23 protein-coding genes and 3 pseudogenes are annotated in these 24,863 nt (G+C 55.4%); 12 read left to right on the top strand and 14 right to left on the bottom strand.

The genetic code is table 11. The annotated features are described in order from the left end of the window. Positions 1-16: 16 nt before the first annotated feature. Both xerC (IG609_RS04735) and IG609_RS04730 read right to left on the bottom strand, forming a co-directional pair. Positions 17-1,042 carry a site-specific tyrosine recombinase XerC gene (gene xerC, locus IG609_RS04735; RefSeq protein ID WP_250127241.1) on the bottom strand — a complete coding sequence of 342 codons (1,026 nt, stop codon included), beginning with the start codon at positions 1,040-1,042 and terminating at the stop codon, positions 17-19. Between the two features lie 33 nt (positions 1,043-1,075). After that, the gene (locus IG609_RS04730) at positions 1,076-3,973 is read right to left on the bottom strand and encodes a CHC2 zinc finger domain-containing protein (protein ID WP_250127240.1); all 2,898 of its coding nucleotides are present in this window, start codon (positions 3,971-3,973) and stop codon (positions 1,076-1,078) included. A gap of 98 nt (positions 3,974-4,071) precedes the next feature. On the opposite strand from IG609_RS04730, the gene IG609_RS04725 reads away from it, so the two are divergent. The 5 genes from IG609_RS04725 (at position 4,072) to IG609_RS04705 (ending at position 7,663) form a co-directional block, all read left to right on the top strand. Further along, positions 4,072-4,467, top strand: coding sequence for a helix-turn-helix domain-containing protein (locus IG609_RS04725; RefSeq protein WP_193401204.1), 396 nt, complete (start codon positions 4,072-4,074; stop codon positions 4,465-4,467). A gap of 82 nt (positions 4,468-4,549) precedes the next feature. Next, the gene (locus IG609_RS04720) at positions 4,550-4,879 is read left to right on the top strand and encodes a SymE family type I addiction module toxin (RefSeq protein ID WP_193401494.1); all 330 of its coding nucleotides are present in this window, start codon (positions 4,550-4,552) and stop codon (positions 4,877-4,879) included. Then, complete coding sequence (locus IG609_RS04715; protein ID WP_250127239.1) at positions 4,876-5,232, top strand: SymE family type I addiction module toxin; 357 nt, start codon at positions 4,876-4,878, stop codon at positions 5,230-5,232. The genes IG609_RS04720 and IG609_RS04715 overlap by 4 nt, the downstream gene beginning before the upstream one ends. Before the next feature lie 30 nt (positions 5,233-5,262). Then, complete coding sequence (locus IG609_RS04710; protein ID WP_250127238.1) at positions 5,263-6,396, top strand: ISAs1 family transposase; 1,134 nt, start codon at positions 5,263-5,265, stop codon at positions 6,394-6,396. 58 nt (positions 6,397-6,454) lie between these two features. Continuing rightward, the gene (locus tag IG609_RS04705) at positions 6,455-7,663 is read left to right on the top strand and encodes an IS256 family transposase (protein WP_193399575.1); all 1,209 of its coding nucleotides are present in this window, start codon (positions 6,455-6,457) and stop codon (positions 7,661-7,663) included. A gap of 201 nt (positions 7,664-7,864) precedes the next feature. On the opposite strand, the gene IG609_RS04700 is transcribed toward IG609_RS04705, so the two are convergent. From IG609_RS04700 to IG609_RS04685, 5 genes and pseudogenes are all read right to left on the bottom strand, one after another. Next, entirely contained in the window at positions 7,865-8,239 is a 375-nt protein-coding gene (locus tag IG609_RS04700) for a hypothetical protein (protein WP_193401225.1), read from the bottom strand. Then, a complete protein-coding gene (locus tag IG609_RS20705; RefSeq protein ID WP_488646066.1) occupies positions 8,236-8,415 on the bottom strand; it encodes a hypothetical protein in 180 nt (59 codons plus the stop codon). The genes IG609_RS04700 and IG609_RS20705 overlap by 4 nt, the downstream gene beginning before the upstream one ends. Positions 8,416-8,564: 149 nt before the next feature. After that, positions 8,565-8,646 (bottom strand): annotated as a pseudogene (locus IG609_RS20700) (type IV secretion protein Rhs); the annotation flags it as partial. 953 nt (positions 8,647-9,599) lie between these two features. Beyond that, positions 9,600-10,643, bottom strand: coding sequence for a site-specific tyrosine recombinase XerC (gene xerC, locus IG609_RS04690; protein ID WP_250127237.1), 1,044 nt, complete (start codon positions 10,641-10,643; stop codon positions 9,600-9,602). A 29-nt stretch (positions 10,644-10,672) separates the two neighbouring features. After that, a complete protein-coding gene (locus tag IG609_RS04685; RefSeq protein WP_250127236.1) occupies positions 10,673-13,585 on the bottom strand; it encodes a DNA primase in 2,913 nt (970 codons plus the stop codon). A gap of 98 nt (positions 13,586-13,683) precedes the next feature. Here IG609_RS04685 and IG609_RS04680 point away from each other — a divergent pair, with 98 nt between their 5' ends. The 3 genes from IG609_RS04680 (at position 13,684) to IG609_RS04670 (ending at position 14,832) form a co-directional block, all read left to right on the top strand. Continuing rightward, entirely contained in the window at positions 13,684-14,079 is a 396-nt protein-coding gene (locus IG609_RS04680) for a helix-turn-helix domain-containing protein (protein WP_193401204.1), read from the top strand. 82 nt (positions 14,080-14,161) lie between these two features. Further along, positions 14,162-14,491, top strand: a complete 330-nt coding sequence (locus tag IG609_RS04675; RefSeq protein WP_193399583.1) for a SymE family type I addiction module toxin — start codon at positions 14,162-14,164, stop codon at positions 14,489-14,491. Next, positions 14,488-14,832: a SymE family type I addiction module toxin gene (locus tag IG609_RS04670; protein WP_250127235.1), complete on the top strand. Its 345-nt coding sequence runs from the start codon at positions 14,488-14,490 to the stop codon at positions 14,830-14,832. Before IG609_RS04675 ends, IG609_RS04670 begins: the two co-directional genes overlap by 4 nt. 88 nt (positions 14,833-14,920) lie before the next feature. Here the strand turns inward: IG609_RS04670 and IG609_RS04665 are convergent, their stop codons facing one another. Then, positions 14,921-15,454 carry a hypothetical protein gene (locus IG609_RS04665; protein WP_226374196.1) on the bottom strand — a complete coding sequence of 178 codons (534 nt, stop codon included), beginning with the start codon at positions 15,452-15,454 and terminating at the stop codon, positions 14,921-14,923. Next, positions 15,408-17,385, bottom strand: a pseudogene (locus tag IG609_RS04660) (RHS repeat-associated core domain-containing protein). Before IG609_RS04660 ends, IG609_RS04665 begins: the two are co-directional and overlap by 47 nt. 332 nt (positions 17,386-17,717) lie before the next feature. On the opposite strand from IG609_RS04660, the gene IG609_RS04655 reads away from it, so the two are divergent. Further along, positions 17,718-17,798 carry a SymE family type I addiction module toxin gene (locus IG609_RS04655; protein WP_193401252.1) on the top strand — a complete coding sequence of 27 codons (81 nt, stop codon included), beginning with the start codon at positions 17,718-17,720 and terminating at the stop codon, positions 17,796-17,798. Positions 17,799-17,913: 115 nt separating this feature from the next. On the opposite strand, the gene IG609_RS04650 is transcribed toward IG609_RS04655, so the two are convergent. The 5 genes and pseudogenes from IG609_RS04650 to IG609_RS04635 all read right to left on the bottom strand — a co-directional run bounded on the left by IG609_RS04650 (position 17,914) and on the right by IG609_RS04635 (position 23,595). Beyond that, on the bottom strand, positions 17,914-18,240 hold the full coding sequence (locus IG609_RS04650; RefSeq protein WP_193401249.1) for a hypothetical protein: 327 nt from the start codon (positions 18,238-18,240) through the stop codon (positions 17,914-17,916). Further along, positions 18,237-18,626: a hypothetical protein gene (locus IG609_RS04645; RefSeq protein ID WP_240349017.1), complete on the bottom strand. Its 390-nt coding sequence runs from the start codon at positions 18,624-18,626 to the stop codon at positions 18,237-18,239. The genes IG609_RS04650 and IG609_RS04645 overlap by 4 nt, the downstream gene beginning before the upstream one ends. Then, a pseudogene (locus IG609_RS20565) lies at positions 18,621-18,704 on the bottom strand (RHS repeat-associated core domain-containing protein); the annotation flags it as partial. The pseudogene IG609_RS20565 and the gene IG609_RS04645, both read right to left, overlap by 6 nt. Before the next feature lie 922 nt (positions 18,705-19,626). Then, complete coding sequence (gene xerC / locus IG609_RS04640; RefSeq protein ID WP_193401159.1) at positions 19,627-20,670, bottom strand: site-specific tyrosine recombinase XerC; 1,044 nt, start codon at positions 20,668-20,670, stop codon at positions 19,627-19,629. Between the two features lie 33 nt (positions 20,671-20,703). Continuing rightward, positions 20,704-23,595 (bottom strand): CHC2 zinc finger domain-containing protein, encoded by a 2,892-nt coding sequence (locus IG609_RS04635; RefSeq protein WP_193401157.1) that lies wholly within the window; start codon positions 23,593-23,595, stop codon positions 20,704-20,706. A 101-nt stretch (positions 23,596-23,696) separates the two neighbouring features. On the opposite strand from IG609_RS04635, the gene IG609_RS04630 reads away from it, so the two are divergent. The 3 genes from IG609_RS04630 to IG609_RS04620 all read left to right on the top strand — a co-directional run bounded on the left by IG609_RS04630 (position 23,697) and on the right by IG609_RS04620 (position 24,835). Then, on the top strand, positions 23,697-24,095 hold the full coding sequence (locus tag IG609_RS04630) for a helix-turn-helix domain-containing protein (RefSeq protein ID WP_039552385.1): 399 nt from the start codon (positions 23,697-23,699) through the stop codon (positions 24,093-24,095). A gap of 69 nt (positions 24,096-24,164) precedes the next feature. Beyond that, the gene (locus tag IG609_RS04625; RefSeq protein WP_193399583.1) at positions 24,165-24,494 is read left to right on the top strand and encodes a SymE family type I addiction module toxin; all 330 of its coding nucleotides are present in this window, start codon (positions 24,165-24,167) and stop codon (positions 24,492-24,494) included. Beyond that, entirely contained in the window at positions 24,491-24,835 is a 345-nt protein-coding gene (locus IG609_RS04620) for a SymE family type I addiction module toxin (protein ID WP_193399584.1), read from the top strand. The genes IG609_RS04625 and IG609_RS04620 overlap by 4 nt, the downstream gene beginning before the upstream one ends. Positions 24,836-24,863: the final 28 nt, after the last annotated feature.

Here is a 24,863-nt window from a genome sequence, read left to right as displayed (position 1 = left end):
AATCATACTCATTCTTTTATCCCTTGTCAGGGGCGACCCGCGTTGCTTTCTTTCGGCGTGACTTCGGCTTCCGCTCTGCCGGATGCGTCTTCTCATGCACCTGTTTCAGATGCCCGATAGCAACCCGCGTGTATATCTGCGTCGTCTCCAGCTTTTCATGGCCTAAGATAGCCTGGATGTGTCGCGTGTCCGCCCCGTTCTCCAGCATCTGCGTCGCCATACTGTGCCGGAACACATGACACGCCCCGGCTTTCTTCAGGTGCGCGTCATCCCGTATCGCCCGGCCTGCCAGTATCGTCAGCGTTGACCGTCCCAGCCGCTTGCCCCATATCGTGACGAACAGATAGCCGCTGTCGTGCTTTGTCGTCAGCCGTGGCCGTACCGCATCCAGATAGCGTTGTACCCAGACCAGCGCCCGCAACCCCACTGGCACCACCCGGTCTTTGTTCCCCTTGCCCTGCCGCACCACCAGAACCCCGCGCCCCACGTCCACATCGGCCAGCATCAGCCCGGCAAGCTCTGACCGCCTCAGCCCCGTGCTCCACAGCATTTCCAGTACGGCACGGTTACGCAGTCCGGTCAGCGTTTCCGTGTCCTGCGCGGCCATCACCGCCTCGGTTTCTTCCTCGCTCAGTATCTGTGCCGGAAGCCGCTTTTCCGCTTTCGGCAGCGCCATCTGTTCGGCGGGGTTGTACAGGATATGATGCCGGTGCAGCAGCCAGCGGAACAGCATACGGATGGCCGTCAGACGGTTAAGCTGTCCACCCTGTGCCAGCAGTTTCCCGTCGGCTTTGCGGTAGCCGTGCAGATGCCGCTGGTACGCTTCCAGCACCGACAGGCTCACCTGTGCCGCCTGCGTGAGTCCCCGCTCTTCACACCACGTCACGAACGGGCGCAGCCGTTCGCTGTAGGATTCGATTGTGCGCGGGCTGTGGTTTGTGGCCGTCAGGTGTTCAAGATACGCCGTGGTGTACTGGCGCAGCGCCTGTGACAGGCCGCTAAGATAAGTGGCTTCGGGACTGGGTGGTTTGGGTCGGGTCATGGCAGCGCGTCCTGCGGAGTGAGAAGAAGGGAACTACGATGTGATGCGCTTAGCTGGCTTTGCCGGAACCGTGCTTTTACCGTTAACCCGACTTGCGACAGATGAACCCTTATCGACTGCGGCTTGGCGCGGTTTTGTTGACCCAGACTTAGCCCCGACTTGGGGCAGACTTGACCCCGACTTGCCATTTCCAGACCCAGACTTGCCCGAGTCGTACCCGTCTTTTTCATTCAGTTCCGGCTCGATTAACCCGCACAGGTGCGCCCCTTCCGGCACGGTGCCATCCCACAGCAGTTCGTACTGCAGCAGATGCCCACGGCTCCCGCCATGAACCAGCAGGTATTCCATTTCAGCCAGTCGCAGGCAGTGCAGCTTAAGCTGACTGTCACTCCACTGCGTCGCATCGCGGATATCCCGCCGGGTAAAGCGCACCTCGCTCGGTTTTTTGCTCTGCGTATGCGCCAACTGGTTCACCATCCCCTGTATCAGCCGCAACAGCTTGCTCGTCTGTGGCGGCATCTCGTCCAGCGTCCGGCCTAATATCTCGTGTGCTAACCGGTTCGCCAGCACGATATCCGACCGTTCCACCTCGATATACTCGATAACCTGTCCACGGTGCGAGACGGTTTTAACCTCCCGCTGGTACTGGTGCAACAGGGCGATGCTCTGTATCAGGGTGAGGTATTTCATATGGTCACGGCGGGTGCGGGTTTTATCGCTCAGGAACGTCAACTGGCTGGCGAACGGATTCACGACCTTAAGCGCGCGTAACAGCCGCTGCGCATTCTGGTGTAACTCCGTCAGATAGCCCTTCTCGTTCTCCATCAGCAAGCCTTCCAGCGTTTGCTTGTGGCGCTGCAAGGCGTGGATAGCTTCCGTCTGTTCGCGGGATTCGTTTACGCTGAGAACCAGACAACGGTTCAGCAGCTCTTCATCCACATCGATGGCCGTAGTGGTTAACATCAGCATCACCGGGCCTTTTACCGTGTACTGTTTGGTGACGAGGTTTCCCGTCGCATCATCCTTGCCCGTTGAAGCAATGGTCAGTTCCCCATCACTCTGCAACAGCTTCAACGCATAGGCGGCTTGCCGCACGCCTTCCTCTTCCGCTATTGCCAGTATCTTGTGTTGCAGGTTGGTTTCGCCCAGATAGAACAGGCTCTGCCCGGTCATGGCTGAGTATTGCAACCGCTCTTCCGGTGGGATGAGGTTCAGCACCGCATCCATCAGCGAGGATTTTCCCGCCGCCGAACTGCTCTGGATTAACACCGCTAACGGCCTGTCCAGCTTGCGCGACACCGCCGCCAGATACCCCGCCACTAAGTTGGTCGATTCGCCGACCACGCCGCAGGCCGCAAGGTCATCCGTCAGCCTGCCGATAAGATTCGGGTCTTGCAGCAACGCCAGCGCCTCATTCCGCTGTTCATCGGTAATATCCTGCGCAGTTTCACCGTGGATTTCCGGCTGGCTCAGATGACTTTCCAGTGCCAGCAGCACACGGCCTAAGCTGCGTTTGATGTCGCTTTCGGCCAGCCCTAACTCACTGGCCGCTAACCGCGCATAACCTACCCGACTACGGGCGCTCATCATGTCCATGCTGTCGGCGAACACCACGCCGCTTTCCGTATCCAGTACCTGCGCGTTCACCTTCATCACGCCGCTACCCGCTTTCACCGACGCCATGCCCCGGATGCGCCACTGCTGGCCGGACAACGCGATATCAAGCTCACCGTTTGGCAGGGCTTCAACCACTACACCCGCAGCTAAGGAAGCAGCAGGTTGAGACGGCTTTTCAGGCTGTGGCGCAGCTTTCCGTTGTGGCACGGATTCAGGTTCAGCACTCACCGCTTCCCCCATCGCCATGGCGCCTTCTACCGCCGCACGGAACGCCCGTTCAGGCTCCGAGACCTTACACAGGTATTCATTCGCATCCATGCCCGCCGGGAACACCACCCGGAACGGCACGATACCGTCAGCCGCTAAGGACTCAGCCAGTTTCACCGCGCCCTCATCCCCTGCCGCATCGTTATCGAACGCGATGAGCACCTGTTTTACGCCGTGACGGATAAGCGACTGGCGCATTTCCTCTGTGAACCCGTTCACCCCATAGGCGGCGGTGACATTGCGGAAGCCCGCTACCCAGAACGACATCGCATCGAGTAACGACTCACATAAGATGACCGACTTACTTGCAACCAGTGCCTGCTCGTTCCACACCCCGCCGTGTGGCCCCGGCAGATACAGATGATTCGGTGTGCCGGCACGCAGACGGTCGCCCACCTTGCGGCCATATAACTCCCGCACCTGACCGTTAAGGTCGATAACCGGAACGACTAATGAACCCGCCAGATGCTCATGGCCGGATGAACGCATCACCCCGATGGCCTGCAACTGCGCTCGGATGGCCGCACCGTCTTTCAGCTTCTTCGATGGCAGACGATAGCCCAGCGTCCGGTTGGCGAACCCTAAGCGGAACTGCGCGACTAACTCAGGATGATTGAGGCGGCGTTTTTCCAGATACGCGATGACCTCCGGCGCATTGAGCAGGGTGTGATGATAGAACTCGGTAACGCGATGCAGTAACGCCTGCTGCTCTTGTTCATTCGCGATATCCGCCACAGGGGGCAACGGCTCAGCGGCGGGCACGCTCCCCAGTTCATGCCGCAGCTTATCGACCGTATGCGGCAGGCTTAAGCCCTCCGTTTTCATCACCCAGTCCAGCACCGAGCCGCCCGCATCGCAGCCAAAGCAGTGATAGAGATTCTTGTCCGGCGAGATAACCATTGAAGGGGTTTTCTCCTGATGGAATGGACACAGCACCACCCAGTCCTTGCCGCGCTTCACCACCTTGCGCCCTTGAGCGCGCACCACCTCAACCAGTGACACGGCGGCTTTCAGGTGCTGCAACTCAGATTCGGGGATGCGGGCCATATCGGGTTCCTTACAAAAATGCGTCAAGGTCATTATTGACCTATATAATACAGGTCAATATAATACTTTCAAGGGTCGATTTTAGAAGGGCGTTTATCATGCAGGACAAACAACTTAACTGGCTTTGTTTCTCCATGACTGATTTTGGTAAACGTTTGGCCTCGCTGCGTAAGGCAAGGCAACTCACCCAGATTGAACTGGCTAACCTGCTGGATATTCAGCCCCGCATGGTCGGGCGTTGGGAGCAGGGACAAGTCAAGCCACAGTTTGATTACATCATCAAGCTGGCTCAGATTCTGGAAGTCAGTATTGACCACCTGCTGTTAGGGGAAGACGGCACCGCCACACCGGTTTTTGATATTAAAAACAAGCGGCTAAAAGAACTGTGTAAACAGGTGGATGCACTCAGAACGGAAGATCAGGATGTGATTTGCCATTTTCTGGATATGGCTATCACACAGGAGAAGGTCAAGCAGGCGATGAAGACAAGATAAGACATTGATAATTAACGCGACGCTACCGTGCGACTAACACGATAACGCCGCTAACCACAAGCAACTAATAGGAGTAGTTACCATGGCTGACGCGCATTCTACGCCAGATACCACCGTTTTTAAAATCTCTCAGGCCGAGCGCTTTACCCGCGTTGGATATCGCCCCATCAAGGGCAACCATGATACCCCCGCGATTAACATTGCCGGGCAGTGGCTAAAAGACGCCGGATTTACCACCGGGCAACCGCTCAAGCTACGCATTATGCCCGGCTGCATTGTCATCACCACGCAGGATATCCATGAACTGTGGGGCAATCTGCACGCCCTGAGCATTGCGCCGTTTGATGAGTACGCCGTCACAAGCTGGCTCAACCATTTTCCCGGCGGGCTGAACATGGAGGGCACACGATGAGTATTCGATACGCATTCCAGCGCGGTGAGCTGCCGGAACTGACGCTGACAGGCCATGAACTGCAACAGGCGGGATTTTCCGCCGAGACGTTGTTTCGTATCAGCCTGTACCGCAACGGGTTAATACTGACGCGACTGGATGAGGATACGGATATCGCGGCGCTGCTGGCTGAACTGGACGGCAACGAGACGGAAGGTGCGGACTGGGTAGGTGACAACGGGGAGTTAATTCTGGCAGGCGACTGGCTGACGCAAAGCGGGTTACTCGGCCAGCCGTTAAGTATTGAGGTCAGGGTAAGATCACGAATGTTTTTTAGACAATTTCCGATGATTGACTCGAAGAGATGGCTATGATCTGATAGCGCTTTTCTCCGCGAGCCGCCCATGAGCTTTGATACCTTTACGCACTATTTTTCCGATATTCAGGAACCACGTCAGTCAGCGAAAATTTCCTATCCGCTCATCGACATACTCTTTTTAACCTTATGCGCCGTCATCGCCGGTTGCGACGGATGGGAAGACATCGAGGATTTTGGCGAGGCCCGGCTTGACTGGCTGCAATCTCACGGCTTCTTTACTCTTGGGCTTCCCGTTCATGACACCATTGCACGCGTTATTTCACAGATAGACGCCGCACAGCTCCAGCGCAGTTTTATCCAATGGGTACAGTCCGTTAGCATCAAAACAGACGGGAAAGTCGTGGCTATCGATGGAAAAACGGTTCGTCGCTCATATAACCGGGATAGCCGCCGTTCAGCTATCCATATGGTCAGTGCCTTCGCCACCGCCAATGGCGTAGTCATGGGGCAGGTGAAAACGGATAGTAAATCCAATGAGATAACAGCAATACCGGAGCTTTTGTCCTTACTGGAACTAAAAGGCTGTCTGGTCACGCTGGATGCGATGGGATGTCAGAAAAAAATAGCGGAAGCCATTGTGGCCAAAGAGGCGGATTATCTGCTGGCAGTGAAAGGCAATCATCCGGTATTGCATGAGGCGCTGAAACAGGCGCTGCGGCCTCCCTTGCAACAAATCAGTAATGAAAATATTGTGATTGAACAGGGGCATGGTCGAACAGAATGTCGGGAATACCATGTACTGGACGCATCGGAACTGAAAGAGGGTGTTGCGGAATGGCCCCAGTTAAACACGATAGGGGTGGCTGTAAGCTATCGCATTGAAAAAAATAAAAAAGAGTCATTGGAATACCGCTATTACATCAGTTCGGCAAAATTGAGTAATGAAGAGTTTGCGGCGGCAGTGCGCGGGCATTGGCGCATAGAAAACCAGTTACACTGGGTGCTGGATGTGGCGATGAGAGAAGATGCAATCGCGATCTATCGGGGTAATGCTGCGGAGAATCTGGCGAGTATCCGCCATATCAGTTTGAACATGATAAGGCAGGAGAAAGGGAAGAAGGCGAGCGTACCTCGTAAACGGCGAATGGCGGCAATGAAAATGGACTATCTTGAAGCGATATTGCTGGCGGGACTGGGTATGAACAGAGCCTGTACATAAATTTGTGTAATTGCCTGATTTTGATATGTTCAACCCAACATTAAAAGCAGGTTACTTTATGGACGAAAAACAGTTGCAGGCTCTGGCTAACGAACTGGCCAAAAATCTCAAAACTCCTGAAGATCTCAACCAGTTCGATCGGCTGCTCAAGAAAATCAGCGTTGAGGCAGCGCTCAACGCCGAAATGTCCCACCACCTCGGCTACGATAAAAACCAGGCTAAAACGGGCTCTAACGCCCGCAACGGCTACTCCACAAAGACCGTAACCACTGTCGATGGCCCCTTGGAGCTGCGTACTCCCCGCGATCGTGAAGCCACCTTTGAACCGCAACTGGTGAAGAAAAACCAGACCCGGATCACCGGGATGGATAACCAGATCCTGTCGTTATACGCCAAAGGAATGACAACCCGTGAAATAGCGGCTGCGTTCAAAGAGCTTTATGACGCCGATGTCTCACCCGCACTGGTATCGAAGGTGACTGATGCCGTTATGGAACAGGTAGTCGAATGGCAACATCGGCCACTGGATGCGGTCTATCCTATTGTTTACCTTGACTGTATTGTATTGAAAGTCCGACAGGATAGTCGCGTAATTAATAAATCCGTGTTCCTGGCACTGGGTATCAATATCGAAGGCCAGAAAGAGTTATTGGGGATGTGGTTGGCCGAAAATGAAGGTGCGAAGTTCTGGCTTAACGTGCTGACAGAACTGAAAAATCGCGGGCTGAACGATATCCTCATTGCCTGTGTTGACGGACTGAAAGGATTCCCGGATGCGATTAACGCAGTCTATCCAGAGGCACGGATCCAGTTGTGCATTGTGCATATGGTGCGTAACAGCCTGCGGTTCGTCTCCTGGAAGGACTACAAGGCAGTCACTCGAGACCTGAAAGCGATCTATCAGGCCCCAACGGAAGAGGCAGCACAGCAGGCCCTGGATGCGTTTGCCGGTACCTGGGACAGTCGATATCCGCAGATAAGTCGAAGCTGGGAGGCAAACTGGGTGAACCTTGCGACATTCTTCGCTTACCCGGCAGACATCCGCAAAGTGATCTACACCACCAACGCCATAGAGTCGCTGAACAGCGTGATCCGTCATGCCATCAAAAAGCGTAAGGTGTTCCCGACGGACGACTCAGTAAAGAAGGTAGTATGGCTGGCAATCCAGGCGGCATCGCAAAAATGGACGATGCCGCTGAGGGACTGGCGTATGGCAATGAGTCGTTTTATTATCGAGTTCGGTGACCGCCTGAACGGTCACTTCTGAGAAAAGGCATTTACACAGAATGGTGTACAGGCTCTATGAACAAATAATAAGCGTTCATGCTCTCGCCCTGGTATTGAGGTGCTGCCCGGTAAAATAACCATTCGGGCAGAACAGGGAAGTATGCTGGCGTAATAATATCAATAGCTAAAAATAAAATAGCCGGAAGGATCGGGTGATCGCTTCCGGCTATTATTAAAAATATCAATTTAATATTGCAGTAACATCTGTTGGTTTTAAAATTTTAATTTCCATCCACATACCTGTATTTAAACCAAATCCTCTTAAAAAAATATCGTCATCAATTAATAGCTCACAGACATCCTTTAATACATCTCCAACAGTGTTATCCATCCATTTTTTTTCTTCATGATCATATAGGCTAATTTTTATTTCATTAGGGGACTCTATTATTAAGTCGCAGCTATCAAATATATCGCCCATCTCATTAATAGAAAAAAGCGTAGCACCATCTGCATGTAAAGTAATAGTTTTATTATCCGCTGATAGCGTCATGCTTGAAACGGAATAATCAGAGAGAGATAAATCACTTAATTCCATTTTATTTAATCTAATCATTTATTCAATGGCCTTATCCCAATGTGAGCATCAGGAGATCGGTAGTCAACTCTATTTAAATTAACATCTAAAGGATTACCTTTCTTATCATAAAGATGCAAGTGTTCATATTTCGTTACCTTATCTGCTGGGTGTATCTTAGCTCTAACATTACCGGATTTATCGACAAACTCCACAAATCGTCCATCTGGACTTTGTCCTTTAACCTTCAATCCTGATGATTTAAGATCTTCAATAAGCTGTTCACGAGGAACACTTTTAACGTCAGATAAATAATCTTTAATTCTGTCTTTCGTTAATTTTGGATCATGTGGCCCTTTCTTCTCTAACCCCAGCGGATCAACCCACTCCAACGGGTTATGTACGTAACCTTGAGGCCGGATACCCCCCAGTAACCCTATCGGGTCATAGGGACGATCCTGATGCAGTCGTACTTTTTAGCGCACTTAACCCATTGAAGCAACGGCCTTTTCAGGCAGCATCTTCGGCCAGGTTAACCGCCCCGCAACCCCAACACCCCGACGCGCACTTTTGCCCCCGGACACGCTACCGCCATGCTGTGACGTCCCTGTCTGCCTGCCTCGCATCATAGCAGCGGCGGCAGCCGCTGCCATTAGTCGTTTGCCTTTTGGGTTTTGGGGTTACCACGGCAACCCGCGCCGGGGACACTGCTTGTCTGTGGCCCCGGCGCGGGTTCTGCGGGGGCGGGCGGCACAGAGTCCGCAAGCGACGCCCTGCGGCGCTCTGTCGCGCTGTGCCTCAGGGATGAACCCGGTTTTGCATGACCACGCCACACCGGGGCGGGGGGCGGAAGCTGGCGAGCGGGGAAGGAGCAAGGAGCCTGCGACTGCGACCCCGCGCAGCCAGACGCAGCCGGGCGGGCATGAAGCCGTTAAGCGCCGTGACGAAGGAACGGCTTCTGCTTTGGGGTTGACGTTGGTCGAGGATTGACGCAGCAGCCTGCGCCGCCAGGGAGGGCGGCCACACCGTGGAAGCCGAAGAACGGGCGCGATGCCGACAGCAGAGGGCGCAGCCCTGTGCGCCGCGCTGTGCTGAGGAGCACAACCCCGGCGGCCAGCCGCACGCCATTGCTGAGGAAGACCGCAACGCGCCCATTACTCAACCGGCGCAGACATAATGTGTGTTACGCGTTGTGGGCCGCCCCGACGGCCCATTTCGCGTAATGCCACATTATGTTGAATGACGAACGGCCAGCAACGATTGTTGCAGAGAGTGATGACGGTGAGCGCTGGCCGGGCGGCATTTACCGCCGGAGCGCCGATGCTGACCAAGGCAAGAGGTGCGCCATGGACGGCGCGCCTGTTGCCCCGCGCCGTCCTGCGGCCTTGAAGGAAGTGAGCTACTTTTTCGGGTTATCCGCCTGCGGCGTGGTGTCCGGTTTGCGCTTCTTCCTGCGCCGGGGTTTCGGTTTCCGCTCTGCCGGATGCGTCTTCTCATGCACCGCTTTCAGATGCCCGATAGCCACACGGGTGTAGATTTGCGTCGTCTCCAGCTTTTCATGGCCGAGTATCGCTTGTATGTGCCGGGTGTCCGCGCCGTTCTCCAGCATCTGTGTCGCCATCGAGTGCCGGAACACATGACACGCACCGGCCTTTTTCAGGTGCGCCTGTTCGCGGATAGCGCTTCCCGCCAGTATCGTCAGCGTTGACCGTCCCAGCCGCTTGCCCCATATCGTGACGAACAGATAGCCGCTGTCGTGCTTTGTCGTCAGCCGTGGCCGTACCGCATCCAGATAGCGTTGTACCCAGACCAGCGCCCGCAACCCCACTGGCACCACCCGGTCTTTGTTCCCCTTGCCCTGCCGCACCACCAGAACCCCGCGCCCCACGTCCACATCGGCCAGCATCAGCCCGGCAAGCTCTGACCGCCTCAGCCCCGTGCTCCACAGCATTTCCAGTACGGCACGGTTACGCAGTCCGGTCAGCGTTTCCGTGTCCTGCGCGGCCATCACCGCCTCGGTTTCTTCCTCGCTCAGTATCTGTGCCGGAAGCCGCTTTTCCGCTTTCGGCAGCGCCATCTGTTCGGCGGGGTTGTACAGGATATGATGCCGGTGCAGCAGCCAGCGGAACAGCATACGGATGGCCGTCAGACGGTTAAGCTGTCCACCCTGTGCCAGCAGTTTCCCGTCGGCTTTGCGGTAGCCGTGCAGATGCCGCTGGTACGCTTCCAGCACCGACAGGCTCACCTGTGCCGCCTGCGTGATGCCCCGCTCTTCACACCACGTCACGAACGGCCGCAGCCGTTCACCGTACCCTTCCACCGTGCGCGGGCTGTGGCTGGTCGCCGTCAGGTGTTCAAGGTACGCCGTGGTGTACTGGCGCAGCGTCTGTGACAGGCCGCTAAGGTAAGTGGCTTCGGGGCGAAGTGGTTTGAGTCGGGTCATGATGGCGCGTCCTGCGGGGTGATGAGGGGTTACGATGTGATGCGTTTGTTTCTCTTCGCCGGAACTGTGCTTTTCACCTTATCGCCACTTGCGGCTGACGAACCCTTATCCGGCGTGGCTTGACGGGATTTTCCCGACTCCAACTTGGCACCAACTTGGGGGCAACTTGAGGCCAACTTGCTCCCCTTAACCTCCAACTTGCGTGAGTCGTACTGTCCTGCCGGATTATCTTCCGGCGGATCGATAAGGCCGCACAGGTGCGTGTTATCACCGTTTCCGCGACCATCCCACAGCAGTTCGTACTGCAACAGATGTCCGCGACTGCCGCCGTGGATAAGCAGATACTCCATTTCAACCAGCCGCAGACAGTGGACTTTCAACTGGTTATCGCTCCACTGGGTCGCATCACGGATATCCCGTCGGGTAAAGCGCACCTCGCTCGGTTTTTTGCTCTGCGTATGCGCTAACTGGTTCACCATCCCCTGTATCAGCAGCAACAGCTTACGCGTTTGTGGCGGCATCTCGTCCAGCGTCCGGCCAAGGATTTCATGCGCCAGTTGGTTGGCCAGCACGATATCCGAACGCTCCACCTCGATATACTCGATAACCGTGCCACGGTGCGCCACCATCTTCACCTCCCGCTGGTACTGGTGCAGCAGCGCGATGCTTTGTATCAGGGTCAGGTATTTCATATGGTCGCGGCGCGTGCGGGTTTTATCGCTCAGGAACGTGAGCTGTGACGCGAACGGATTCACGACCTTAAGCGGACTTAACAGCCGCTGTGCGTTCTGGTGCAACTCGGTCAGATAGCCTTTTTCGTTCTCCATCAGCAAGCCTTCCAGCGTTTGCTTGTGGCGCTGCAAGGCGTGGATAGCTTCCGTCTGTTCGCGGGATTCGTTTACGCTGAGAACCAGACAACGGTTCAGCAGCTCTTCATCCACATCGATGGCCGTAGTGGTTAACATCAGCATCACCGGGCCTTTTACCGTGTACTGTTTGGTGACGAGGTTTCCCGTCGCATCATCCTTGCCCGTTGAAGCAATGGTCAGTTCCCCATCACTCTGCAACAGCTTCAACGCATAGGCGGCTTGCCGCACGCCTTCCTCTTCCGCTATTGCCAGTATCTTGTGTTGCAGGTTGGTTTCGCCCAGATAGAACAGGCTTTGTCCCGTCATCGCCGAGTATTGTAGCCGCTCTTCGGGCGGGATGAGGTTCAGCACCGCATCCATCAGCGAGGATTTTCCCGCCGCGCTTGATGACTGGATTAACACCGCTAACGGCTTATCCAGCTTGCGCGACACCGCCGCCAGATAACCCGCCACTAAGTTGGTGGATTCCCCCACCACGCCACAGGCCGCAAGGTCATCCGTCAGTCGGCTAATCAGGTTCGGGTCTTGCAGCAACGCCAGCGCGTCGGCTTTCGCGGCATCGTCCAGTTCCGGCACGGTGTTATCACCCGTTTCCGGCTGGCTCAGATGACTTTCCAGTGCCAGCAGTACACGGCCTAAGCTGCGTTTAAGGTCGCTTTCCGCCAACCCCAGCTCCGATGCAGCCAGCCGCGCATAACCTGCCCGACTACGGGCGCTCATCATGTCCACGCTGTCGGCGAACACCACACCGCTTTCCGTATCCAGTACCTGCGCGTTCACCTTCATCACGCCACTACCGACCTTCACCGACGCCATGCCCCGGATGCGCCACTGCTGACCAGACAGCGCTATCTCAACCTCACCGTTCGGCAACACGTCAACCACCACGCCTGGCTCTGACGCTTGCGCTGCCTTTACCACTGGAACAACCGCAGCTAACGCAGAAGCCGGGGGCGGTACAGATCCCAGTTCAGGTTCAGCACTCACTGCTTCCCCCATCGCCATGGCGCCTTCTACCGCCGCACGGAACGCCCGTTCAGGCTCCGAGACCTTACACAGGTATTCATTCGCATCCATGCCCGCCGGGAACACCACCCGGAACGGCACGATACCGTCAGCCGCTAAGGACTCAGCCAGTTTCACCGCGCCCTCATCCCCTGCCGCATCGTTATCGAACGCGATGAGCACCTGTTTTACGCCGTGACGGATAAGCGACTGGCGCATTTCCTCTGTGAACCCGTTCACCCCATAGGCGGCGGTGACATTGCGGAAGCCCGCTACCCAGAACGACATCGCATCGAGTAACGACTCACATAAGATGACCGACTTACTTGCAACCAGTGCCTGCTCGTTCCACACCCCGCCGTGTGGCCCCGGCAGATACAGATGATTCGGTGTGCCGGCACGCAGACGGTCGCCCACCTTGCGGCCATATAACTCCCGCACCTGACCGTTAAGGTCGATAACCGGAACGACTAATGAACCCGCCAGATGCTCATGGCCGGATGAACGCATCACCCCGATGGCCTGCAACTGCGCTCGGATGGCCGCACCGTCTTTCAGCTTCTTCGATGGCAGACGATAGCCCAGCGTCCGGTTGGCGAACCCTAAGCGGAACTGCGCGACTAACTCAGGATGATTGAGGCGGCGTTTTTCCAGATACGCGATGACCTCCGGCGCATTGAGCAGGGTGTGATGATAGAACTCGGTAACGCGATGCAGTAACGCCTGCTGCTCTTGTTCATTCGCGATATCCGCCACAGGGGGCAACGGCTCAGCGGCGGGCACGCTCCCCAGTTCATGCCGCAGCTTATCGACCGTATGCGGCAGGCTTAAGCCCTCCGTTTTCATCACCCAGTCCAGCACCGAGCCGCCCGCATCGCAGCCAAAGCAGTGATAGAGATTCTTGTCCGGCGAGATAACCATTGAAGGGGTTTTCTCCTGATGGAATGGACACAGCACCACCCAGTCCTTGCCGCGCTTCACCACCTTGCGCCCTTGAGCGCGCACCACCTCAACCAGTGACACGGCGGCTTTCAGGTGCTGCAACTCAGATTCGGGGATGCGGGCCATATCGGGTTCCTTACAAAAATGCGTCAAGGTCATTATTGACCTATATAATACAGGTCAATATAATACTTTCAAGGGTCGATTTTAGAAGGGCGTTTATCATGCAGGACAAACAACTTAACTGGCTTTGTTTCTCCATGACTGATTTTGGTAAACGTTTGGCCTCGCTGCGTAAGGCAAGGCAACTCACCCAGATTGAACTGGCTAACCTGCTGGATATTCAGCCCCGCATGGTCGGGCGTTGGGAGCAGGGACAAGTCAAGCCACAGTTTGATTACATCATCAAGCTGGCTCAGATTCTGGAAGTCAGTATTGACCACCTGCTGTTAGGGGAAGACGGCACCGCCACACCGGTTTTTGATATTAAAAACAAGCGGCTAAAAGAACTGTGTAAACAGGTGGATGCACTCAGAACGGAAGATCAGGATGTGATTTGCCATTTTCTGGATATGGCTATCACACAGGAGAAGGTCAAGCAGGCGATGAAGACAAGATAAGACATTGATAATTAACGCGACGCTACCGTGCGACTAACACGATAACGCCGCTAACCACAAGCAACTAATAGGAGTAGTTACCATGGCTGACGCGCATTCTACGCCAGATACCACCGTTTTTAAAATCTCTCAGGCCGAGCGCTTTACCCGCGTTGGATATCGCCCCATCAAGGGCAACCATGATACCCCCGCGATTAACATTGCCGGGCAGTGGCTAAAAGACGCCGGATTTACCACCGGGCAACCGCTCAGGCTGCGCATCATGCCCGGCTGCATCGTCATCACCACGCAGGATATCCATGAACTGTGGGGCAACCTGCACGCCCTGAGCATTGCGCCGTTTGATGAGTATGCCGTCACCCACTGGCTCAACCATTTTCCCGGCGGGCTGAACATGGAGGGCGCACGATGAGTATTCATTACGCATTTCAGCACGGCGACCTGCCGGAACTCACGCTGACAGGCCATGAACTGCAACAGGCGGGATTTTCCGCCAAGACGTTGTTTCGTATCAGTCTCTACCGCAACGGGCTGATACTGACACGACTCAATGAGGACACCGACATCGCGGCGCTGATGGCTGAACTGGACGGCAACGAAGCGGAAGGGGCTGACTGGGTGGGGGATAACGACACGTTAACTCTGACAGGCGACTGGCTTACCCTGAGCGGGTTACTCGGCCAGTCGTTAAGGATTGACGTGTTGCCCGGTAAAATCACCATTCGGGCAGAGCGGGGAAGTATGCTGGCGTAATAATATCAATAGCTAAAAATAAAATAGCCGGAAGGTTCGTGGAGATCGCTTCCGGCACCTAATATGATAAAATCACAATTGAAGTTTATTAATTTTTTATCAATGCAATTCCTTTTGGCTCACTCCAATCCAAGCTTTCCATTAAAAAAAAGAACGCTTCCTTTTCATTATTAACATTATGTATCTCATCAAATTGATCCCAATCAATCAATGTCAGTACAACCCAATGATCCACATCCTTTAAAAAATTATCAAAAAACAAAAAAACAGCATTATCACTCACATCTACTCTTTTATTGACACACTGTTCCAAATCGAAAAGAGAACTGCTTTTTAAAGTATAAGCACAGTAATTTCTTAAAGAAACATCCCTACCCAATAAACGCTCATAAGATAAAACATCCTTATTAGCCTCAAATAAAAGCAAGTCATTCCATTTATATACCGCTGGTTCTTGAGGGTATTGCTGACCGCCCCATTCTGTATACACTTCCTCCCAACCAAATTTATTGAAATTTATATTTTTTGGTAAAAAAAACTCGAATAAAACGTCCATAGCTTTACCTATATTGTTTTCATTTCGTTGGATAGTAAGGTGATGGCGCGCCTCTTTTCCATCCATCTTTGCCTTCATAAGTAAATATATGCTGATGCGGATTTGTATGATGATCAGGTCGTCCATGATCAGACCAGTGAACTTCACTTAAAGGAACTGGCTGTCCATCAGCTGCTGGCCATGTATCAGCAGGAAAAGTCGCACTTTGCCTATATTCCTCACCAGTTTTAGAACTAACTTTTCCACCCAATACTGTATGAGCTCGTCCTTCAGCATCAGGGTGAGGCAATGGGATATCCTGACCATTTACCTTATGTTTATCCAGAGGGATTACATTTCCATCTTTATCTCTGGGTATATATACCTTGTCCTCTTTCGGCGTCAGCCCCAGCGGATCAACCCACTCCAATGGATTGTGGACGTAGGCTTGCGGCCTTATTCCCCCAGCGATCCCCAGGGGATCAGGCGACAAGTACTGCGCTGTATCCGGATCAAAATAACGGTGCCGATTATAATATAATCCCGTTTCTGCATCAAACAACTGCCCCTGATAGCGCAGCTCGCAGTACACCTCTTCGTTCGCTGCATCCCCCAGGTAGCGTCGCAGCGGGATAGGTCGCCGCTCTTCCCGGTGGGCGCCCCACAGCCCCTGTTCACCGCGCCAGCGGACTTCCCCTTCCTCACTGCACAACTCTCTCGCGGTTCCTGTCAGGTCCGTGACGATGTAGTGCAGCTGTGTGCTGTCTCCCTGCGCCTCCACCTGTGCCAGCGGCCGGAAGCTTCCCGGTTCGTACACCCACTGCACGTCCCGTGCTGCTGACCCGTCCGCACGGTACTGCTGCTGACCAATCAGCTGGTCACCGTCCCACCGGTACGCCACCCGCGCGACCGCCTGCGCCGAAGGGAGTTGTCCCTCACGTACCTTACTGACTCTGCGGCCAAACGCATCGTAGCGATACCGCCAGCGTGCCCCGTCCGGCAGGCTTACCCGCACCAGACGGTCCTGCACGTCCCAGTCAAAGTACGTTTCCTTCGGCCTGAACCCCGGCCGCGTTTCCCGCTTCACCGCCAGACGCCCGCAGTCATCATACCGGTACTGCGTATGACCCCGCTCGATGACCCGTCCCGCCGCATCGTACCGCGCCGACGCCTGCACCACCGCATCCTGCACCTTCAGCGTCTCGCCCAGACCCGGTGCTATCTGCGACACCTCGCACAGGTTCTGTTCGCTGTCGTAGCCAAACAGCCGTGCCTGACGCCGCCGCCCCTCATCACGGCGCTCTGCCGTGACCTGACCCGCCCCGTTCAGCCGGAACGCCTGTTCACCCCAGTGGCTGTCGCTGATGCCCGTCAGCCGGTCCAGCACATCGTACTGATAACGACGCTCCAGCACGTCATTCACCCGGCCGTCCGCCCCTTCCAGCGCCTGACGCTGCAACAGCCCGTCGGGCTCCACTCGTGGCGTAATGCAAACCCGCTGCCGTTAGTGCGCCGCTGCTCTTCCCCCGCTGCCGTGTGGCTGAACTGCAACGGCTGGTGGGAGCCGATACCCAGCGATGACAGCCGCCCCGACTGCCACGCCAGCTGCAGCGGGGCCAGAATCCCTTCCACCACCGCACGCTGACCGCCCGCGTCGTAACCGCTCTGCACCGCCTCGCCGTTGACCGTTTCCGACGTCACCTGACCGGCCCGGTTATAGGCGTATTCCACCACCGCATCCGGGCTGGCGGCTTTGGTCAGTCTGCCGGCTGCATCATAGTCCAGTTCGGTGATGCCGTCCGTTTCCCCGTCCGCTTTCCGCGCCGTGATGCGCGTTATCCGCCCTGCCGCATCGTGCTCATAATGCAGCGCGCTGCCATCCGGCGCGGTGCGCTGCACCAGACGGTCGGCTACATCGTACTGATAGCGGTACACCCGCCCGTCGTAATGTCGCTCCTCGCTCAACCGTCCACTGCTGTCAAAGCCGTACGTCCAGTCCGTCCCTGACTGTTCGTCACCCCGGCGAACTCCGCTTCCGCATTGTAGTGGTAACGTACCGTCGCCCCGAGTGGGTCCGTCGCTTCCAGCAGGTTATCGAACGCCCCGTAGCGGAACTGGTAGCGCTGCCCCAGTGCATCCGTCACCGCCGTCAGGTTACCTTCCACATCGTAACCAAACCGCGTCTCGCTGCCGTCTTCATAAGGATAAGCAACCAAAACAGAGCATGACTACACCGTGGGATACGCTCCGCACAAACCTGTGACAAACAGGTTTGAACAACGTTAGCTAGCCCGCAGGGCGAGTCTCAAAATGAGACAAATAAAACGACAAGCCCAACCCGCCCTCCGCCATCAACCTTAAAGGCCGCTGGCTCGAAGAGTCGGGCTTTATCACCGACATTTCCATAACTGTCATAGTGGAAAGAGGCTGAATTATTATTGAGACGCAGATTAATTTATAGCGGCTGACTAACTGCCAAAAATAATAAAGCCGGAAGGATCTTTGTGATCACTTCCGGCATTTATACCTAACCTAGTTTAATTCATCTATAACCATCGAGATAATGGACTTTCTTGTAGATATTTTTCCAATAAATCTTTATCGATGATTTTCTTCTCAATAATAGGACGGAGAATTTCTTCCAAAATCTCAAAATCCTCTTGACATCCTGTATTATCTAAAAGAACTTTAAATGCACTATCAACAAGTGACATTTCACCATGAGAGTTAGCATCAAGAATAAAATCAACAAGTTCTGATTTTATTCTCTTATTTTCAAAATACTCCTCCTCATCGGAAGAGTATTCTTTCTCGTAAGATGAAGCTAACTCATCAGACAGATGCACTAGCCGGGAATTTAAATTATCAGTCATTCTATTATCTCATATGCTCCAGCGGGAATACCATTTTTAATCAGCACTTCTCTATCTTTCTTAGCGTACCTTGCTGCTTTACCACTTAAGCCCCCTCCGTCGCTAACATCTATAATATTTTCATCAGGTATTTTTGATAAATCTACTTTTATCTTACAACCATTCCTATTATAAAAATCGGCGGTTTTTTCTTTTTTTGTTGTTGATATTAATTGCGTATCTAATTTCCCATTACTTACATGCTCTTGTGCTGAATAATCAGCACACGGATTTTTAGGCTGAATATCTTTACCTGCCTTAGCCTGAGCTTTTTGTTCTTCCGTCAATCCCCGATAAGTTGTCCCCGTATGCTTCTTATCAGTTTGACTTTCTTCCTTCGGCGTCAACCCTAGCGGATCAACCCAAGTGAGAGGATTATGTACATACGCCTGCGGTCTCAGACCACCCAGCAATCCTATCGGGTCATAGGGACGATCCTGACGCCGTCGTACTTTTTAGCGCACTTAACCCATTGAAGCAACGGCCTTTTTAAGTCGCGTTTTTCGCCAACTTAACACCACATTAACCCGAACACCCCGACGCGCACTTTTGCCCCCGGACACGCTACCGCCACGCTGTGACGTCCCTGTCTGCCTAAGCCACATCATAGCAGCGGCGCCAGCCGCTGCCATTAGTCGTTTGCTGTTGAACCGGGTTTTATCGCGGCGCGAGCCGTTCCGCAGCTTGCCTGTGGGACGGTGAAGCGTCTGCCGGGTGCGGGCTGGCGAGGCCCGCAAGCCAAGCCGTTAAGCAGGGAGGCCCCCGGCGGGGGCCGCACGGGGCGGAGATGGCGAGCACGGGAACGAGCGAGGAGCGGGCGACTGCGAGCCGGGCGCAGCCAGTGCAGCGGGGTTGGGGCGGGGGCGAGGTAAAGCCGTTAAGCGCCGTGACGCAGGAGCGGCTTCTGCTGTGGGGTTGACCTTGATGTTTGCTGAAGGCTGACGCCGGAGCCTGCGCCGCCAGGGAAGGCGGCCACTCCGCCGATGCTGAAGAACGGGCGCGATGTTCGCAGCAGAGCGAGCCTGCGAGCTGTGCGCCACACCGCACCAAGAGCCGAACCCCGGCGGCCAGCCGCACACCGATGTGGAAGTAACCGCAGCGCGCCCATTACCCGACCGGCGCAGACATAATGTGTGTTACGCGCGGGTTGCGTTCAGCAACTTGCGCGTAATGCCACATTATGTTGAATGACGTTCGGCCAGTAACGATTGTTGCAGAGAGTGATGACGATAAGCGCTGGCCGGGCGACATTTACCGCCGGAGCGCCTTAGCCACATAAGGCAAGCGGTGCGCCACGGACGGCGCAGCGTTTGCCCTGCACCGTCCTGCGGCCTTGAAGGGAACGAGCTACTTTTTCGGGCTGTCCGACTGCGGCGTGGTGTCCGGTTTGCGTTTCTTCCTGCGTCGCGCTTTCGGTTTCCGCTCTGCCGGGTGCGTCTTCTCATGCACCTGTTTCAGATGCCCGATAGCCACACGGGTGTATATCTGCGTGGTCTCCAGCTTCTCATGGCCGAGTATCGCCTGTATGTGTCGCGTGTCCGCGCCGTTCTCCAGCATCTGTGTCGCCATCGAGTGCCGGAACACATGGCACGCCCCGGCCTTTTTCAGGTGTGCCTGCTCGCGGATGGCACTTCCCGCCAGTATCGTCAGCGTTGACCGCGCCAGCCGCTTCCCCCATATCGTCACGAACAGGTAACCGCTGTCGTGCTTCGTCGTCAGTCGCGGTCGTACCGCATCCAGATAGCGCTGCACCCAGACCAGCGCCCGCAGCCCCACCGGAACCACCCGGTCTTTGTTGCCTTTGCCCTGTCGCACCACCAGAACCCCACGCCCCACGTCCACATCGGCCAGCATCAGGTTTGCCAGTTCGCTGCGCCGCAGCCCCGTGCTCCACAGCATTTCCAGTACCGCACGGTTACGCAGTCCGGTTAACGTCCCGGTGTCCTGTGCGTCCATCACCGCTTCCGTTTCTTCCTCGCTCAGTATCTGCGCCGGAAGCCGCTTTTCCGCTTTCGGCAGCGTCATCTGTTCGGCGGGGTTGTACAGGATATGGTGCCGTTGCAGCAGCCAGCGGAACAGCATACGGATGGCCGTCAGGCGGTTAAGCTGCCCGCCCTGTGCCAGCGGCTTGCCGTCTGCTTTGCGGTAGCCGTGCAGATGGCGCTGATAGGCTTCCAGCACTGCCAGACTTACCTGTGCCGCCTGCATCAGTCCCCGTTCTTCGCACCACGTTACGAACGGGCGCAGCCGTTCACCGTACCCTTCCACCGTGCGCGGGCTGTGGTTCGTGGCCGTCAGGTGGTCAAGGTAAGCCATGGTGTACTGGCGCAGCGTCTGTGACAGGCTGCTAAGGTAAAGGGCTTCCGAGCTGGGTGGTTTGGGCTTGGCCATGGCGGCGCGTCCTGCGAAGTGAGAAGAAGGGAACTACGATGTGATGCGCTTAGCTGGCTTTGCCGGAACCATGCTTTTGCCGTTAACTCGACTTGCGACAGATGAACCCTTATCGGCTGCGGCTTGGCGCGGTTTTACTGACCCAGACTTAGCCCCGACTTGGGGCAGACTTGACCCAGACTTGCCATTACCAGACCCAGACTTGCGCAAGTCGTACCCGTCTTTTTCACTGACTTCCGGCTCGATTAACCCGCACAGGTGCGCCCCTTCCGGCACTGTGCCATCCCACAGCAGTTCGTACTGCAACAAGTGTCCCCGGCTCCCGCCATGAACCAGCAGGTATTCCATTTCAGCCAGTCGCAGGCAGTGCAGCTTAAGCTGACTGTCACTCCACTGTGTCGCGTTGCGGATATCCCGCCGGGTGAAGCGCACCTCGCCCGGTTTTTTGTTCTGTGTATGCGCTAACTGATTGACCATCCCTTGTATCAGCAGCAACAGCTTGCGTGTCTGTGGCGGCATCTCATCCAGCGTGCGGCCAAGGATTTCATGCGCCAGTTTGTTGGCCAGCACGATGTCCGACCGTTCGACTTCGATATACTCGATAACCTGCCCACGGTGCGAGACGGTTTTAACCTCCCGCTGATACTGGTGCAGCAGCGCGACAGACTGGATTAACGTCAGGTACTTCATATGGTCGCGGCGCGTGCGGGTTTTATCGCTCAGGAACGTAAGCTGTGACGCATAGGGATTGACCACTTTGAGCGGGCGTAACAGCCGCTGCGCGTTCTGGTGCAACTCGGTCAGATAGCCTTTTTCGTTCTCCATCAGCAACCCTTCCAGTGTCTGCTTATGCCGCTGCAAGGCGTGGATTGCTTCGGTCTGTTCGCGGGATTCGTTCACGCTGAGAACCAGACAGCGGTTCAGCAGCTCTTCATCCACGTCGATGGCCGTGGTGGTTAACATCAACATCACCGGGCCTTTCACCGTGTATTGCTTGGTGACCAGATTGCCCGTGGCATCATCCTTGCCCGTTGACGCTATCGTCAGTTCCCCGTCACTCTGCAACAGCTTCAGCGCATAGGCGGCTTGCCTGACGCCTTCCTCTTCCGCTATCGCCAGTATTTTGTGCTGTAAGTTCGTTTCACCCAGATAGAACAGGCTTTGCCCTGTCATCGCCGAGTATTGCAGCCGCTCCTCCGGCGGTATCAGGTTCAGCACCGCATCCATCAGCGAGGATTTTCCCGCCGCGCTTGATGACTGGATAAGCACGGCCAGCGGTTTATCCAGCTTGCGCGACACCGCTGCTAAGTAACCCGCCACTAAGTTAGTGGACTCCCCCACCACGCCACAGGCCGCAAGGTCATCCGTCAGTCGGCTAATCAGGTTCGGGTCTTGCAGCAACGCCAGCGCGTCGGCTTTCGCGGCATCGTCCAGTTCCGGCGCGGTGTTATCACCCGTTTCCGGCTGGCTCAGATGACTTTCCAGTGCCAGCAGCACCCGTCCCAGACTGCGTTTAAGGTCGCTTTCCGCCAACCCCAACTCAGAGGCGGCCAGCCGCGCATAACTCGCCCGCGAACGCGCACTCATCATGTCCACGCTGTCCGCGAACACCACGCCACTTTGCGTGTCGATAACCTGCGCGTTCACCTTCATCGCACCGCTACCCGCTTTCACCGATGCCATACCCCGGATGCGCCACTGCTGACCGGACATCGCTATCTCAAGCTCACCGTTCGGCAAGACTTCAACCACAACCCCGGCCGCTAAAGAGGCGGCAGGTTGAGAAGTTTTCTCTGGCTGTGGTACGGCGGCGATTTCAGGCTCGGATTCAACCCCGATCGCTTCCCCCATTGGCAACGCGCCGTCAACCAGTAACCCGAACGCCGCTTCTGGTTCGGCCACACTGCATAAGTAGCCGTTCGCATCCATCCCCGCCGGGAACACCACCCGGAACGGCGTGATACCGTCAGCGGCTAACGCAGAAGCCAGTTTCACCGCACCTTCATCGCCTGCCGCATCGTTATCGAACGCGATGAGCACCTGTTTTACCCCGTGGCGGATAAAGGCTTGTCGCATCTCATCGGTAAAGCCATTCACCCCATAGGCGGCGGTGACATTGCGGAAGCCTGCCACCCAGAACGACATCGCATCGATAAGTGATTCGCATAAGATGACCGACTTACTCGCTACTAGCGCCGACTCGTTCCACACCCCGCCGTGTGGCCCCGGCAGGTACAGGTGCTTTGGCGTCCCGGCACGCAACTTGTCACACAGCTTGCGCCCGTACAGCTCCTGCACCTGACCATGACTGTCGATAACCGGAACCACTAACGACCCCGCCAGATGTTCATGGCCGCTGTCGCGCATTACCCCGATGGCCTGCAACTGCGCCCGGATGGCTGCGCCGTTTTTCAGCTTCTTCGATGGCAGACGGTAGCCCAACGTGCGGTTGGCGAACCCTAAGCGGAACTGCGCCACTAACTCAGGATGGTTGAGGCGACGCTTTTCCAGATAGGCGACGGCCTCCGGCGCATTGAGTAAGGTGTGATGATAGAACTCGGTAACACGATGCAGTAACGCCTGCTGCTCTTGTTCATTCGCGATATCAGCCACGGGCGGCAACGGCTCAGCGGCGGGCACGCTCCCCAGCTCACGCCGCAGCTTATCGACCGCATGAGGCAGGCTGAGGTTCTCCGTTTTCATCACCCAGTCAATGACCGACCCGCCTGCATCACAGCCAAAGCAGTGATAGAGATTCTTGTCCGGCGAGATAACCATTGAAGGGGTTTTCTCCTGATGGAACGGGCACAGCACCACGACGTCTTTACCGCGCTTCACCACCTTGCGACCCTGACCACGCACCACCTCAACCAGTGACACGGCGGCTTTCAGGTGCTGCAACTCAGATTCGGGGATGCGTGCCATAAAATCTACTCCGTCAAAATCTTGTCAATGGACTATATAGTAGATTATAATATTCACATGTTAATTCATTTGCAACAAGCAGCTAAAAAGGAGGCAGTACAATGAGCGACATTAATTCATTGTGTGCAGGTATGGACATGTCAGCATTTGCCGAACGCCTCCGTTTGTTGCGTGAAGCCCGTAATCTGAGTCAGGTCAGACTCGCCGAACTTCTTGGCGTTGATCCGCGAGTCTATAACCGCTGGGAAAAAGGCGTGAGCGCCCCACACCTTGAGACGGTGGTTAACATCGCTGACGTGCTTCAGGTTTCGATGGATGAACTGGTTGGCCGTAAGTCAGTATCGGATGAAGTGAAGGTACGCAACCACACGCTACATGCGCTGTGGCAGAAGGCGGATCTGTTACCAGACTCCGATCAGCAGGCGCTGATCGCCGTTCTGGACAGTTTCGTTAAGAAGGCAATGATGGAACAGGTGATGAACATCACCAGTAAACGATAACTAGCGCGACGATAACGGGTTGCAGCCCGTTAACGCCGCTCACCACAAGCAACTATAGGAGTAGTTACCATGGCTGACGCGCATTCTACGCCAGATACCACCGTTTTTAAAATCTCTCAGGCCGAGCGCTTTACCCGCGTTGGATATCGCCCCATCAAGGGCAACCATGATACCCCCGCGATTAACATTGCCGGGCAGTGGCTAAAAGACGCCGGATTTACCACCGGGCAACCGCTCAGGCTGCGCATCATGCCCGGCTGCATCGTCATCACCACGCAGGATATCCATGAACTGTGGGGCAACCTGCACGCCCTGAGCATTGCGCCGTTTGATGAGTATGCCGTCACCCACTGGCTCAACCATTTTCCCGGCGGGCTGAACATGGAGGGCGCACGATGAGTATTCATTACGCATTTCAGCACGGCGACCTGCCGGAACTCACGCTGACAGGCCATGAACTGCAACAGGCGGGATTTTCCGCCAAGACGTTGTTTCGTATCAGTCTCTACCGCAACGGGTTAATACTGACGCGACTGGATGAGGATACGGATATCGCGGCGCTGCTGGCTGAACTGGACGGCAACGAGACGGAAGGTGCGGACTGGGTAAGTGACAACGGGGAGTTAATTCTGACAGGCGACTGGCTTACCCTGAGCGGGTTACTCGGCCAGCCGTTAAGCATTGACGTACTACCCGGTAAAATCACCATTCGGGCAGAACAGAGGAACATGCTGGCGTAATACCAACCGCTAAAATAAAATAGCCGGA

This window comes from Pectobacterium quasiaquaticum (assembly GCF_014946775.2).
In the GTDB taxonomy this organism is placed as follows: Bacteria; Pseudomonadota; Gammaproteobacteria; order Enterobacterales; family Enterobacteriaceae; genus Pectobacterium; species Pectobacterium aquaticum.
The sequence above is the reverse complement of the archived record's forward strand: the minus strand, read 5'-3'. Positions and strand labels throughout refer to the sequence as shown.